This window comes from Candidatus Krumholzibacteriia bacterium (assembly GCA_035649275.1).
Classification (GTDB): Bacteria; Krumholzibacteriota; Krumholzibacteriia.
The window spans coordinates 1-14,271 of sequence record DASRJW010000036.1 but is presented as its reverse complement, the minus strand read 5'-3'; the positions used below and the strand labels follow the sequence as shown (position 1 = coordinate 14,271).

The following is a 14,271-nucleotide window of genomic DNA, read 5'->3' as shown; positions in this document are numbered from 1 at the left end:
CTTCCACCGCGCGCCGACGCTCAGGGCTGCGGCTTGGACGGCAGGCGCTCCCAGAGGAAGAGATAGTGCTGGCGCGGCACATCGTCGTGGGGTCCCTGGAACTCGAAGAGTAGGCGCACCGAACGGTAGGTGCTGCGGAACTCGGGGATGGCGAAGAGCTCGAGGTCGCCCCGGGTGCTCGGCTTCGCATCCGAGATCGGATAACCAGGAAACATCACGTAGTCCGGCTGGCGTGACCATACGTAGGCGCCGTCGCCCTTCTCGTGCCCCGCGGCCCCCTTGCCCATGCTGTCCAGCTTCCGGCGCGCGATGGTCCTATCCGTGAGGCCCAGGGTGTCGATCCAGCGGAAGTTGGTGTAATAGGCCAGGAGCCCGGCGCCGCTGTGGGCGAAAAGCGTTTCGGCGGGCAACAGTGCCCGCAGGCGCTCTGCTGCCGCGCGGGACAGGGCGGTACGGTACTGGCGTACTGGCTGGTCCAGCACGCGGACACGCGGGCTCGCATGGAGGAAAGCAGCGTGGGCGCCCGTGAGCACCGCCACGACGAGCACGACCACCACACCTTGCAACGCCGCAGGGCGACCAGCGAGGAAGCTGCAGAGCCGGTTCGCCAGCAGCTGCAGGACCAGCACGAGCAAGGGCAATTCCACCACGAACATTCGGAGCGCCGGGAACTCCTCGCCGCCGACGGCGAGAACGTAGAGCGCGTGCAAGAGCACCGCCGCGACGAAGAGCCACGCTGGGTGAAGCGGCCGCCGGGCCCTGGCGAGGAGCAGCGCGAGAACAGCGACGGCCGCCGCCGCCACCGGCAACGCCTTCAGCGCCAACAGGAGGAAACGCAGGCCGCGGGCGAGGACGAAGCGCGTGAAGCCCACCTTGGCGTGAAAGGTGTTGGGCAACCAGTCGCCGTAGTAGACCCACCTCCAGAGCACCCAAGTGCCGACGAGAGCGAGGAAGAGGAGCAGCGGCGGCAGCAGAGCGCGACGCTCCTGGCGCCCGCCGCTCCGGAGCAGTGCGTCCACGGCGATCGGCATGGCGAAGAGCAGGTTGGAAGGATGATTGAGAACGGCGAGAGCGAGAGAGAGTGCGCAGAGGTGGAGTAGTGTGCCTCGTGGCCACGCCGCCGTCGGCGCCGGAGCGCTCGCCGAGGCATCGGAGCCTGTGGCGCTCATCGCGGCCTGCACGGTCTGCTCTTCCAGCACCCAGAGATAACTCAGGTATGCCGCCGTGACCAGGAAAGCGCTGAACACGTTCTCGAGGCCGCCCACCGCCCAGGCTGCCCAGGGTTCGGAGAGGCAGAGGAGAAGTGGCGCGAGCGCGGCGAGAAACCAGCGCGCCGAGACGGGAAGGCTGGCCGGTGCTTGCAAGACGCCGAGACGTGTCGTCCCCAGGAAGAGGAGTGCCGGAGTCGCGAGGGCGAAGGCGCGCCCCAACCAGCTCGCCACCCGGGGCAGGTCGGTGTCGAGGTGGCGGAGAGACGCCAGGAGCACGGTCCACAAGAAGTTCGTGTAGCCTTCGACACGCTCGCCGACGTTGTAGACGAGACCGTTCCCAGTGGCCAAGTTGCGCGCATAACGGAAGGAAATGAAGGCGTCGTCGTCGGTCCAGGCGGTGTACCCGTGCGCCCGTACCAGGAGCCAGACTCCGGCCCCGAGCAGGACGGCGACCGCCGGCACCCAGACCAGGGCGGAATCCTGGGCCTGATGCGACGCGTCCGCCGGCGGCGAGGCGACGGCTGACGGCGGCGTGGCGCCAGCTGCGGGGGTCACCTCATGGCGGCGTTTCTTCGAACCAGGGCGCGTCTCTGCCATGAGCCTCTCTCGTCATCGCTGCGTCCGGATGCGGGCAATGGGCGACGGGATTATACCCACGCCGGCGCGCGCGGAGCGACGGCACCGCGGTGCGCGCCCATCGACGACAACGCGGTGCCGCCCCTTCGACTGCGACGCGTACTCGCACACCATGCCGCTTGTGGGCCAGGGCGGGCGCCCGTATCCTAGGACGCTCGTCGTCGCTCGGCGCGGCGACCTTCACTCTGGACCAGGGATGCGCCCATGCAGCTCGGAGACTTCGGTCAGCCCCGCGCGCAGAAAATCCTCCAGGAAGTGTTCCTGAAGTACAAGCTCGCAGGGTCCTTCCTCTTCGACGGTCCAGCCGGCGTCGGCAAGGAGGCGCTGGCGGTCGAGATTGGCCGGCTGCTCAACTGCGAGCGCGAAGGTGCCTGCGCGCCGCGCGGCCTCTTCCACTCGCCTCCGGTCGAGGCAGACGGCGCGGCTTGCTCGTCCTGCCGGCGCTTCCGCAACCTGCAGCATCCCGATCTCCACCTCGTCTTCCCGGTGCCCACGGGCTTCTGGGAACTAACAGCGAAGCCCGGGTTCGAGCTGCCGCAGGACTGGCGTGGGGGGCACGAGTTCGGCGCCATCGTCGAGGTGCTTGCCGCCAAAGCGCGGGATCCGTACTTCAAGCCGGTGTTCGAGCGTCCGGTGGGGATTCAGGCGGAAGTGCTCCGCGATGTCGTGCTCCCTGCCGTGCAGCGCCGGCCGGTGGAGGCGCGCATGAAGGTGGTGATTCTCTCCGACGCCGAGCAGATGGCCTTCGGCATCGGCAACGTGCTGCTCAAGACGCTGGAGGAACCGCCCGCCGATTGTCTCTTGGTGCTGACGAGCAGCGTCCCCGAACGCTTGCTGCCCACCATCCGTTCACGTTGCCAGCGCCTTTCCTTCGCGCCTCTCTCGCCGGAGTGGATGGTGCCGCGTTTGCAGATCCTTCATGGCGTGGAAGCGATGGAGGCGCGCGCCGCAGCCTACTTATCGCAGGGAAGCATGCTCGTCGCCGAGCGCTCGCTCACCGGCGTGCTGCGCGAGGTGCGCGACCGTGCCCTCGCCATCCTGCAGGCGGCGGCACAGGGCGACGCCCTGGAGCTCCTGCAAGTCGCCCATGCCACGGCACGGGGCTACGCCGCCGGACATCGCCATCTGTTTCCGGTGTTGCTGCAGATCCTGGCTTCCCTGGCGCGGGATGCAATGCTCCTGGCCGAAGGCGCCGTCCAGGTGGAGCCCGCGCCGGCGGCGGCTCGGAGCGTGCGCGGCAACAGGGCGGCGGCGAACGCGGCGGCAACGCCGGCGGCAGCGGGCAAGGCGAAGAGCGCCGCGGCCGAAGCGCCTGCTGGGGCGGCATCCAGCGGCCGGCCGCGGCTCGTCCACGAGGACCGCCGCGCCGAGTTGCAGCAATTGGCGCAGAGCTTCGACGCCCTGGCGTTGCGGCGCATGGTGCAGCAAACGCAGCTCGCGGAGCGGCAGATCGCCGGCTACGCCCACGGCGAGCTCACCCTGAGCGCCCTCTTCCTCGGCCTGGCGCGGGAGAGCCGCGCCGCGCGCCAGCAGACGGCGCGAGCCTAGGGAAAGCCATGGCGAGTCCCAAGTTCTACCTCACCACCGCCATCGACTACGTCAACGCCAGCCCGCACATCGGCACGGCCTACGAGAAGATCGCCGCCGACTTCATCGCCCGCTCGCGCCGGATGCTCGGCTACGACACCCGTTTTCTCATGGGCAACGACGAGCACAGCGTCAACGTCGCCCGCGCGGCCGCCGCTGAAGGCTTGACGCCGCTGGCTTACTGCGAGCGCATGGAGACGCGCTTCCGCGAGGTCTGGACCCTGCTGGGCCTTTCCTTCGACGATTTCATCCGCACCACCGAGGAGCGCCATCACCAGGCGGTGCGGGCCCTTTTCGCCGCCATCCATGCCGCCGGCGACATCTACAAGGGCAAGTACGAGGGCTACTATTGCGACTCCTGCGAGAGCTTCAAGCAGGAGAAGGACCTGGTGGAGGGCCGGTGTCCGCTGCACAAGAGCATCCCGCGCTGGCTGGTGGAGGAGAACTACTTCTTCGCCCTCTCGCGCTTCGGTGACCGCTTGCGCCGCCACATCAGCGAGCATCCCGAGTTCGTGCTGCCCGAGATCCGGCGCAACGAGGTGCTCGCCGTCATCGACGGTGGGCTGGAAGACATCTCCGTCTCCCGCAGCGGCGTGGAGTGGGGGATCCCGCTTCCCATCGACCCGAGCCACGTGGTCTACGTCTGGTTCGACGCCCTGATCAACTACATCTCGGCCCTGGGCTTTCCCGACGACGCCCAGGGTCTGGTGCACCGTTACTGGCCCTGCGACCTGCATGTCATCGGCAAGGACATCACCCGCTTCCACTGCATCATCTGGCCGGCCATGCTCATGAGCGCCGGCGTCGCCTTGCCGCGCTCCGTCTGGGGTCACGGCTTCGTCTCGGTGGACGGCGAACGCATGTCCAAGACGCTCGGCAACGTCATCGCGCCGCAAGACGTGGTGCAGCGCTTCGGCGCCGACGGCTGCCGTTACCTCTTCCTCCGCGAGGTGCCGTTCGACCGCGACGGTGATTTCTCCTGGACCACCTACACCGAGCGTTACAACGCCGATCTCGCCAACGATCTGGGGAACCTCCTGGCGCGCACCCTCGCCATGGTGCAGCGCTACTGCGGCGGTGAGGTGCCGCCCTTCGAGGGGGCCGAGGCGGCGGAGCCGCGGGATGCCACGCTCCTCGGCGTCCTGGCGCGCGCCACGACGGAGTACCTGACGCACGTGGAGAGCTTCACCATCCACGCCGCCCTCGGCTCCGCCTGGAGCACCATCCAGTCCGCCAACCGTTACATCGAGGAAACCAAGCCCTGGGAGCTGGCGAAAAAACCCGAGGCGACGACACGCTTGGGAGCGGTGCTGCGCAACCTCCTGGAAGTGCTGCGCCATGTCAGCGTCATGATCGTCCCGGCGATGCCGACGAAGGCCGCGGAGATGCGGCGCCAGCTCGGTCTGCCGGACGATGTGGGGCGACTGCTCTATGCCGAGGAATTCCGGGGCCCGCCGCGCACCTGGCTGCGTGTGGCGCCAGGCTCCAGCCTTTTCCCCCGCCTCGAGAGCTGAGCCGCCCCCTCCCGTCCTATGTCAAATCGGCACCTCCGACTGTGTCGGCATAAGACGCTGGCACCGTGTCGGCTACCACCGGGTCGATGCAGGAACCCTGGCTAACCAGCGTGCATTGAAAGGATTGCAGGCGGCGGAACGGCAGCGGCCGCGCTGGTACGCCTTGTGCGATGGCAGGGTTGTGGGCCTCGACGGTCGAGGCGAGCAAGGAGGAGGTGATCGCGATGTTGGCCACCGAGTTGCTCAAGAAGATGCACGAGGCGAAAGCCGTAGAAGTGTATCTAGGTTACACGATCCAGGAGATCGCCGGTTGGTACCTCGCGGTGCCCCGGGGCTGGCGTGGAGATATCCTCGAAGCCGAAACCTTGCCCGTGATGCGAAGGAAGATCTGGCGCTGGTGGTACCAGATCACGACCTGAGAGGGTGCGCCCGCCCAAACGACGGGGTGCGCCCACCCACCGGCGGTCGAGACGAGGCGCGGACTGTCGGCGAAGCGCTGGCGACGGTGGCGAGGCCTTGGACGTGCCCACCTGTCGCGGTCATCCCCCGGGTGCGGGCCCATCTCGGACAAATCGTCAGCGACGCAGCCCTGCGCCGCTCCATCCTGTCAGCTCGAGTCCCAGCGCCCCCCGCGCCTGTTCCGCTGCACAAAAGCAACCCGTTGACCTGCAACGAAATCGGGCCCCGAGCCGAAATCTATCCGGCTTGGTACGAGGCCTGCCTTAGGGGAAACCGAGAGCGCGACACGGAAGTGCGGCGCGGACCTACCGACCCTTGGACGCAGCACGGCTCACAAGGCTGTGGCCGACGCCGAGCGATGCGAAAATGTGGCGTGGAATGAACCGGGTTATCAAGGCCTGACCCTGGGGGCGCAGTTCGGGCTCCGGTTCGCCACGCCACATCTTTTTTCTTTCTCCCCTCCCCAACATCCTCTCCATCACTCCGTCGAACCAAGGTCCGGATCGAGCCTCGGTCGAGCGTCAAGTTGTCTCGGTCTCGGCAGTGTCGAGTCCCACTCTGACACTCGTAGGCTGCCCACCAGCGAAGACGGCCGCGACGCACTCTCGCCGACCACGCCAACCTTCGACCCGATACGGCATTACAACAAGGGCACGAAAGAACCGGGACTGGTACGAGCCGTGCTTTGCGGGACGATGTTGCCCACGCCTCCGGGCTCCAAGCATCCCCGCCCCGGGGATCAGAGCGTGACGCTTTCCGAAAGAGAGAGACGGTTCGAGGAGATCTATCTCGGTTATCACATCCGTGAACGCGACGGGATCTACATCGCCGTGCCGCTCGACTGGGCGCATGGTCGAGGCGAGACCATCGTTTCCACGGATCTCACCACGCTGCGCGACGAGATCCGGCGCTGGTGGTACCAGGTGGGTTCCTCGTAAAGGAGCGCTCAGCGGGCGCGCCGTGCCGTCGACCAGCCCGGTAGACGGGTACCGCTGCTTTCCTTCTCATCGGAACAGGCTCTTGACCGCCCCGAAGCTGTGGGACTGCACCGGCACCGCCAGCTGGTAGACGTAGATCACCGCATCCTGACCGCTGCTCACGAACAAGCGCCGGCGCGGGCCGATCGCCATGAGGCCGGGTCCGGGCAAGCCCTCGGGAGGCCAGCCGTACAGGCGCGTCCCGGAGCGGTCGAAGGCTTCGACGATGCCGTTGAGAACGTCGGTCACCTGCAGCACTTCGCCATCCACAATGACGCCGAGCGGCGTCGGCAGCTCCGGGAAAGAACCCTCGCCGTGGAACCGGCGCACTTCCTGACCGGCAGGATCGAACTGCACGATTTCGCGGCCATCCAGGTCCGCGACGTACAAGAATCCCAGGGAGTCCACCGCCACGCTGGTGGGAGAGACGAAAAACGCAGTCCCGCCGCCGATCACGCCCACGAATCGCGGCGGCGACTCGCTCCAGTCGAAGTGCTGCACCCGGGCATTGCCTTGATCGGCGACGTAGAGCTGGCGGTCCCGCGTCAGGGTCAGACCGTAGGGCCCCCGGAACCGTCCCGGTGCGGAACCGCTGTCGCCGAACACCTCGATGAAGGTGCCGTCGCGACGAAAACGCTGGATGCGTTGGTTGCCGCTGTCGGCGACGTACACGTCGCCGCCGGCGTCCACGGCCAGACCCCTGGGTCCGCGCAGCTGGCCGGGGGCGCTGCCTCTCAGGTTCCAGGCCACGAGCGCCGTGCCGTCGCCGTCGAAGAGGGTGATGCGGTCGAGGAAGGCGTCGGCGACATAGAGTGTGTCGCCGGCATTGACGGCCACACCCGTGGGAGCGACGAACTGCCCGAGACCGGTGCCGCGTGCGCCCCAGATGGCGACGAAGTGGGGTTGCGCCGCGAGGGGAGCGACGAGCCACAAGGTGAGCACGGTGGCGAGAGCGACGGGCGCGGTGGTGGCGCCGCCGTGACGGAGACGTCGCTGCCGCCGGCCGCGCGCCAGCACGGTGTGGCAGCGGCTGCAGGCATGGACGGCGGGAGAAAGGAGCGGCGCTTCGCTACTCGCCCGTGTGCTGGTTGATGAAGACGTAATACGACGTGAGCGAGCGCGGCGCGAACTTCTTGTCCAGGTTGAAACAGATGTGACCCGGTTTCTCATCGTAGTAGACCGGTCCCCCTGGCGCTGCCATTTTCACCACATACTCCGCGATGAGCTTGTTGCGCGTGTAGTCGTAGAGGCGCACGTCGTCCGGGGTGATGAAGAGGCCGAAGAGATCGTTCTTGTAGTCCCGGTTCAGGAAATGCTTCGTGAACAGCGTGCTCTCGTACGGCTCCAGGTCCTCCTCCAGCTTGGCCCGCACGAGCATGGCGATGGGTACCGGGTCGCCACTGGGGCGCTTCACCTCGGCGACCTCCACCGTGGCCTTCTCGCCGGCGTAGGCCGTAGAGAGGGAATCCACCATGTGGCGCATCCACTTCGGCAGCGCCGCATCGTAGGGCGCCATGGTGAAGATGTAATCGGCGCCGACCTCGTAGGCCAGGAGCCCCCAGTCTTCGCCGCTGCCACGCCAGCGCAGGATCGGTTGCAGGCCGGGGATCTCGGTCGGCCACTTTTCGCACCCCGGCCGGATGGTGGGCGGATACGTCGCCAGACGCTGCTGCAGGCGCTGCAACAGGGCTGGGCCACTCTGTCCCAAGGCTTTCTCGATGGCGCGGCGCGCTGCGGCGTTGCGCGGCCCCGCCTCGGGGGCCTTCCCCGCGGTGGCGCGCAGGAGCTCCTGGAACTTGGCCCCACCGAGCTCGTCGAGCAAGACGCGATCCCACACGGCTTCGGTGGGCAGCGCCTCGGCCGGCGTGACCGCGGCGCCGAAAGGCGTCTCGAGCCGCGCCGGCTCGCGGCGGCACAGGTCGCGGGCGCGCTGCAGGTACACGGCGGCGTTCAGCTCCGAGTTGCCCCCGAGCGCCGCCGCCAGGCCGTCGACGAACATCGGCTCGTTCTGCAGCGGCGCGTTGCGCAGGGTCAGGTGCACGACCAGGCGCGCGATCGCCGCCATGTCCGGCATCTCTCGCGCCACCACGCGGCCGCCCGAAGGCCGATAACCGGCGTGACCCACGGCGCCCACCAGAGCGCGCAGGTCGTCATCGTTCTCCCCCAGGTAGTACTCGAGCTTGATGCGCTCCAGGCGCAGCACTGCAGCTGGCGGCGCCCCCAGCTGCGCCAAGAGCCCGGCGATGTCGTCGTCCACCGCGGTCAGGGCATGCTGGCTCACCTGCACCAGTTTCTTGGCGCGCAAGCGCAGGAAGCGGCTCTCCCGGCGCGTCCACTCGCGGCTCGCTTCCAGATAGGGAGGCGTCACCCGCCACTCCCCATCCACTTGCTGCACCAGATAGCTCAAGGTGTCCCGGGCGCCGCTGCCGCGCGGTTCCAGGACCACGCTGAAACGCGTCCCGACCGCACTGACGACGCTGTCGCGCAGCACCGGCTTCACGCGCTCCGCCAGACTCTTGCGTGCCGCGGCGCTCAGCATCCAGGAGTCGTCGTAGCTGGCTTCCACATCCGGGAAGGTGATGCCGAGGGCGCCGGTGCGGCGCAAGTCACGGGGGTCCCAGAGCTTCTCCGCGGCGGCGAGATCCCCCTGCAAGCGGGCGCGCAGGTAATCGCGCAGCACCTGGCCGGGTCCGTTGGCGGCGTGTCCCGCCCCGGCCGCGAAGAGAAGAAGGAAGAGAAGAAGGCCCGCAGGGAGCGCCCGGGGGCGGAGAGGGGCGGGAAGAGAACGCCTCCGGGCCGCAGCGCGCCCCCGTGGGCTATACTGCGGCTCCAGCGAGGGAAGCGCGTGTCCTCCGCGCCAGCGTGCGGCTCCGTGCTGCATCGCTCAAAGCGTGACAGAAAGCCACGCTGGCACGCAAGCCCCGCTCCCAAGATGCTCGTCGACAGCCACGTCCATCTGAACAGCAGCGAGTTCACCGCCGACGTGCAGCAGGTCCTCATGCGCGCACGGGCCGTCGGCGTAGGCCGCTTCCTTTGCCCCGGCTACGATCTCGCCTCGAGCCGCGCCGCCGTCGCCCTGGCGCTGAGGGAGCCCGACGTCGTCGCCGCGGTGGGTGTACATCCGCACGACGCCAGCACCTACGAGCCCAGCGTCGAAACCGAGCTGGAGACATTCCTCGCCAGCAAGGCGGCAGGTGCGGTGGGCGAAACCGGCTTGGACTATCACTACGACCACTCGCCGCGGGATACGCAACGTCAGGCCTTGAGCCGGCACTTGCAGCTGGCGCGGCGTCACGGCCTGCCGGTGGTGGTGCACAACCGCGAATCCGACGCCGACATGGCTCGCCTCCTCGCCGCCGAGGCCGGGGGGTTGCGCCTGGTGCTGCACGCCTTCGGCGGCTCCGCCGAGCTGCTGGCGTTGGGGAAGCAACAGGGATTCTTCTTCGGCATCGGCGGTTTCCTCACCTTCAAGAATCATCCGCTGGCAGCTCGCATCCTCGAGCTGCCGCGGCAGTCGCTCCTGCTCGAAACCGACTCCCCCTATCTGAGCCCGCACCCGCGCCGCGGCCAGCGCAACGAGCCGGCGCACCTCGAGATCATCGCCCGCCGCTTGGGAGAACTGCTCGGGCTCGGCCTGGACGAAGTGGCGGCGCTCACCAGCGGCAACTTCGCCCGCTTCCTCGACGGGCCCGCCGCCGGGCCGTCGTCTTGACCCGCTGAGGAACCGGTGCTAGCCTCGATTGCCCGCCTTGCGGAGGTTTCCCTCGCCCCGACCAGCTCCGTTGCAGTGGCCGGCCGGTGCGCCTGCCTCCCTGCCATCACGGCTCTCGCGCCTGACGGAGGTCGCATGACCCATCCGGTCGTGGAGCGTTTGCAGCGCCATGGCTTGCGCCCCCGCAAGGAGCTGGGGCAGCACTTCCTGGTCGATCGGCGCGTCCTGCAGCGGCTGGTGCAGACCATCGCTCCGGCGCCGGGGACTGCGATCGTCGATCTGGGCGCCGGCCCGGGAGTGCTCACCGAGCAGCTTCTCGAAGGCGGCGCGCAGGTGGTGGCGGTGGAGCTGGACGACGGCCTGGCGGCACTGCTCCGCGCCGAGCTGGGCGGGCGGCCGCGCTTCGAGCTCCTGCACATGGATCTCGCCGCTCTCGATCTGGAGTTGCTGCGTCGGCGTCTCGGCGCGCCACGCCTCGCGGTCGCCGGGAACCTGCCCTATCAGCTGACCAGCACGGTGCTGTTCGGCCTCCTCGAGTTGGAAGACCGCTTGCAGCAAGCCGTCCTCATGGTGCAGCGCGAGGTGGCGGAGCGGATTCGCAGCGCGCCAGGAACGAAGGACTACGGGGTCACGAGCGCGATCCTGCAGGCGTACTACGATGTTCGCCTGGCGGCGCGGGTGAAGCCGGGCGCCTTCTTGCCGCCGCCGCGCGTGGATTCCGCCATTCTTCGCCTCACGCCCCGCGCTGCCGGCCCCGCCTTGCCGTGGGGCGAGCGCGCCGCCTACGTCCGTCTCGTGCGCCACGTCTTCAACGAACGCCGCAAGGTGCTGCGCAACACGCTGAAAAAGTTCTACGGCCTCGATGCTGCCGCGCTGGCCGCCTGCGGCAACGCCGCCGCTCTCGACCTCGGGCGGCGTCCGGAATCGCTGCAGGTGGGCGAGTTCGTCCGTCTCTTGCATGCGTTGCCCGCGAGCGCGGCTTCTGGAGCGGAGGTCTGACGTGTCTGCTGCCTTCCGCACAGCAGGAATCCTCCTGGTGCTGGCCCTCTGCAGCGTTCCGCGACACGCCGTCGCCATGTGGCCCCTCGATCGCTATGCCCGCACCCGTGGCGACAGCTTGAGCGGCGAGCGCTGGGAGCAGCGCTTCAGCACCTGGAAGACGCGCCCCGCCAGCGGCGACAGCCTTCAGGCCGCGTCCGACATGGAAGCGCTGAAAAAAGCCACGGAGTCCGGAGTCTTCGACCCGTCGCTGCTGGCGCGCCTCGCCAAGCAGGCACGCTCGGGAAGCTTGCCCGGGTCTCCTCCCGGGACGGCGGCGCCTGGAGCTCCGGGTACCGCTCCCGCTTCCCCGTCGGCTCCGGCGCCCGCCCAGGCCGCGACCGACTCGGCTGCCGCCGATTCCCTCGGCGCTGGTGCAGGCCTGGGGGGCTTCGGTTCCGGGAGTCAAGACAGCCTGGCCGCCGGCACTTCCCAGGACTCCACCACCGCCACCGCCACTCCGTCGCCGTTCGGCAATCTGGGAGCACCGGGGAGCACGCCCGTCGTCGCCGTGGACCGTGGCTTCTCGCCGACGCTGCAATCGAGCCTGAACAGCACCAACGACCGCATGCGTCTCACCACCTCCCTCGGGGCCGGGCTCGCCGATCGCTCCGGGATCAGCATGTCGGCGAGCCTGGGGCGCGACCAGGAGCTCCGTCTCTCGCAGGACTCGGAAAACGAAACGAACAGCATCGGCACCTCGCTCACCGTGCCGCTGCCGCGGCAGGGGCTCCAATTCGGCCTCTCCGCCGGCAGCACGGTCCGTTCCTCCCTCGGGACCCGCACCACCACGGGACGCGCCACCGACTTGACCGAGAACCGCACCGCCGCGCTTTCCGCCGGCCTGTCGCGCTCGCTCCTCCGCGGCCTCAGCGTCAACGCCTCCTACGGCCGCAGCCACAGCGGCGACGAGCAGACCATCCAGAACACCCAGAGCACCGGTCAGGGCGCCCGCTCCACCCAGACGACGGGCAACACCTGGGGCGCCGGCATGGGCTTCGACCGCCTACCGTGGCTCAAGCTGCGCGGCCGTTACGGGCGGGCGGTGAACGACCAGGTGTTCAGCGTGGCGCAGGGCTCGAGCGGGGAGTCGTCGCAGCCCAGCTCCGGCGACACTCTCGCCATCCGCGTCGACATGCCCCTCGGCAAGCGCTTCCCGCAGCTCAACGTGGAGTTCCAGGTGCGCCGCACCGAGTTCTCCTACACCGACGTGTCGCGGAACTCTGGGGGCAGCATCCAGGACCCCACCAAGTTCGCCGTCGAAACGGAAACGCGCTTTTCCCGCGCCCTCCGCCTGAATGGTAGCGCCGAGCCCTGGCGCTTCCTGTCGGCGACCTATGGTATCGAGCTCTCCCGCGATTCCGTGAGTGCCTTGTTACGCACCACCGTGTTCGAGGACGCCCAGCGCCTGCGCTGGAACCTGGGGACGACCTTGCGCTACCGGAAGAACGGCCAGCTGCGTCTGACCTTGGAGGGAACGCGCGCCGATGTCGACAAGGACGATCCCAAGAACACGACGCAGCCCCTCAACCCGCAGACGCGGGAGGACGAGGGGCGCACGCTCACCGCCGAGATCCTGCAGAGCCTCACCGGCACGATGAAAGTGCGGCTCTACGGCAACATCGAGCTGCAACAGGGCTTCTACTCCCACCCGGGCCCGGCGGGGCTCGGCGATCGCGACGACTTCCGCTCCCAGCTGGGGGCACGACTGGACGGACAGATCAGCAGCAAGGCCAAGGCGTGGGTGGAGGCCTATGTGCGCACCTTCGACCAAGCCTTCATCGACCCCCGGCGCTCACGGGACAGCCGGGACGAGACCGAGTACATCGTCCGCCAGACCTTCGACTACCAGATCACGCCGCGCGTCGCGGTGCGGCAGTTCTACGGCCTCGCCTCCAAGGTGGTGGACCAAGTCTTCGACGAAATCACGCGGGTTGGCGACACCTTGAACCGCAACCACTTCCTGCAGACGTCGCTCCGGTACGAGATGACCTCTCGTCTCACCCTCGACGGCCGCTTCGACTACCGGCTGCAGGACAACGGCAACTACCTGCTCAAGCAGCCGCGTTCGCCGGAGCGCTTCTTCGCCCCCTCGGCGCGTACCAAGACGGATGAAATCGAGCTGGGCATGCACTACGATCTCATCCTGGGAGGCAAGCTCGCTTTCGTTTCCAGGCAGGTCTCCACGCGGGAACACCGCACCAACTTCTTCGCCGGGCGGCCCATCGGCGCCTCGGTCACCGACCGGGGCAACCTGGCGCTGGGTCTCAACTCCAACATCCAGCTGGGGGATCTCAAGCTCGATGCCGAGCTGACGCGGAACCAGAGCTTCAACGTCAGCCTGAACCGAGCCGTGTATTACAATGTTAACTCCACCCTCTCCTACACCTTCTGAGACGCTTCGAAAGGAGCTTCTCCGGTTGCCAGACGTGGCGCAGCGCGGCGGATCGCTCCTGCTCTTGGTCCTTGCTGCCGTGGTGTTGCTTTGCCTCGGCGCCTGCGACAGCTTCTCGCCGCGGACGGCGCCGCCACCCTGCAATCCGAACACCGATCCGAACTGCAAGCCGCCGCCGGAGTTCCTCGAGCCCCTGACGCCGGAGGTCGTGCGGATCAACATCGAGGCCGCCGTGGAAGGGCGGACGGTGCAGCCGAACTACGAGAGGAGCCTGACGCCGGAGCCCGCCGACCAACCGGGCCTCTTTACCTATATTCCCGATCCAGGCGCGGAAGCCCAGGCGCCTCCTGGTTTCTTCGTGGGCTGGAACAAAGGCCGGGAGGTCCAGTTTATGCTCACCCTTCTGGAAGCGTCGGGGGACAGCCTCCAAAAGGTGGAGCTGGACTTCCCGCGCTTCACGGTGGACCCCAGCTTTCCGTCCACGCCCGACCTGACGAGGTACGACGTGAACTACCAGCTCGCGCTCACGTACGAGCGGGGAGATCCACCGGTGCAGCGGATCGACCACTACGCCGGGACGGCCAAATGGGACCTCACCGGCGGTGCCAGGAACTTTTGGACACTCTTGAGGTGGGAAGACCGAAGCCCCCTCGCGGTGCCGGGAGTCACCATCATCGGCACGATGGGAACTCTCCGGGCATTCGTGGGGCCCTGAAGCGAACAGCTACAGCCCTGGGGAGCG

At 68.1% G+C, this 14,271-nt stretch carries 11 protein-coding genes; 8 read left to right on the top strand and 3 right to left on the bottom strand.

The annotated features are described in order from the left end of the window. Nucleotides 1-20 precede the first annotated feature (20 nt). Nucleotides 21-1,808, bottom strand: a complete 1,788-nt coding sequence (locus VFE28_03605) for a hypothetical protein (protein HZM15065.1) — start codon at nt 1,806-1,808, stop codon at nt 21-23. Nucleotides 1,809-2,051: 243 nt separating this feature from the next. On the opposite strand from VFE28_03605, the gene VFE28_03600 reads away from it, so the two are divergent. From VFE28_03600 to VFE28_03585, 4 genes are all read left to right on the top strand, one after another. Then, nucleotides 2,052-3,395, top strand: a complete 1,344-nt coding sequence (locus VFE28_03600; protein HZM15064.1) for a hypothetical protein — start codon at nt 2,052-2,054, stop codon at nt 3,393-3,395. Nucleotides 3,396-3,403: 8 nt separating this feature from the next. Beyond that, complete coding sequence (gene metG, locus VFE28_03595; protein ID HZM15063.1) at nt 3,404-4,948, top strand: methionine--tRNA ligase; 1,545 nt, start codon at nt 3,404-3,406, stop codon at nt 4,946-4,948. Between the two features lie 215 nt (nt 4,949-5,163). After that, nucleotides 5,164-5,367, top strand: coding sequence for a hypothetical protein (locus VFE28_03590; protein HZM15062.1), 204 nt, complete (start codon nt 5,164-5,166; stop codon nt 5,365-5,367). A 786-nt stretch (nt 5,368-6,153) separates the two neighbouring features. After that, nucleotides 6,154-6,345 carry a hypothetical protein gene (locus VFE28_03585; GenBank protein HZM15061.1) on the top strand — a complete coding sequence of 64 codons (192 nt, stop codon included), beginning with the start codon at nt 6,154-6,156 and terminating at the stop codon, nt 6,343-6,345. A 66-nt stretch (nt 6,346-6,411) separates the two neighbouring features. On the opposite strand, the gene VFE28_03580 is transcribed toward VFE28_03585, so the two are convergent. Together VFE28_03580 and VFE28_03575 are read right to left on the bottom strand one after the other, a co-directional pair. Beyond that, nucleotides 6,412-7,401 (bottom strand): NHL repeat-containing protein, encoded by a 990-nt coding sequence (locus VFE28_03580; GenBank protein HZM15060.1) that lies wholly within the window; start codon nt 7,399-7,401, stop codon nt 6,412-6,414. Between the two features lie 52 nt (nt 7,402-7,453). Beyond that, nucleotides 7,454-9,064 carry a hypothetical protein gene (locus VFE28_03575; protein HZM15059.1) on the bottom strand — a complete coding sequence of 537 codons (1,611 nt, stop codon included), beginning with the start codon at nt 9,062-9,064 and terminating at the stop codon, nt 7,454-7,456. A gap of 252 nt (nt 9,065-9,316) precedes the next feature. Here VFE28_03575 and VFE28_03570 point away from each other — a divergent pair, with 252 nt between their 5' ends. The 4 genes from VFE28_03570 (at nt 9,317) to VFE28_03555 (ending at nt 14,244) form a co-directional block, all read left to right on the top strand. Then, on the top strand, nt 9,317-10,096 hold the full coding sequence (locus VFE28_03570) for a TatD family hydrolase (protein ID HZM15058.1): 780 nt from the start codon (nt 9,317-9,319) through the stop codon (nt 10,094-10,096). 135 nt (nt 10,097-10,231) lie between these two features. Then, nucleotides 10,232-11,095, top strand: coding sequence for a 16S rRNA (adenine(1518)-N(6)/adenine(1519)-N(6))-dimethyltransferase RsmA (gene rsmA / locus VFE28_03565; GenBank protein HZM15057.1), 864 nt, complete (start codon nt 10,232-10,234; stop codon nt 11,093-11,095). Between the two features lies 1 nt (nt 11,096). Continuing rightward, on the top strand, nt 11,097-13,529 hold the full coding sequence (locus VFE28_03560) for a hypothetical protein (GenBank protein HZM15056.1): 2,433 nt from the start codon (nt 11,097-11,099) through the stop codon (nt 13,527-13,529). Nucleotides 13,530-13,554: 25 nt separating this feature from the next. Next, nucleotides 13,555-14,244 carry a hypothetical protein gene (locus VFE28_03555; GenBank protein ID HZM15055.1) on the top strand — a complete coding sequence of 230 codons (690 nt, stop codon included), beginning with the start codon at nt 13,555-13,557 and terminating at the stop codon, nt 14,242-14,244. Nucleotides 14,245-14,271: the final 27 nt, after the last annotated feature.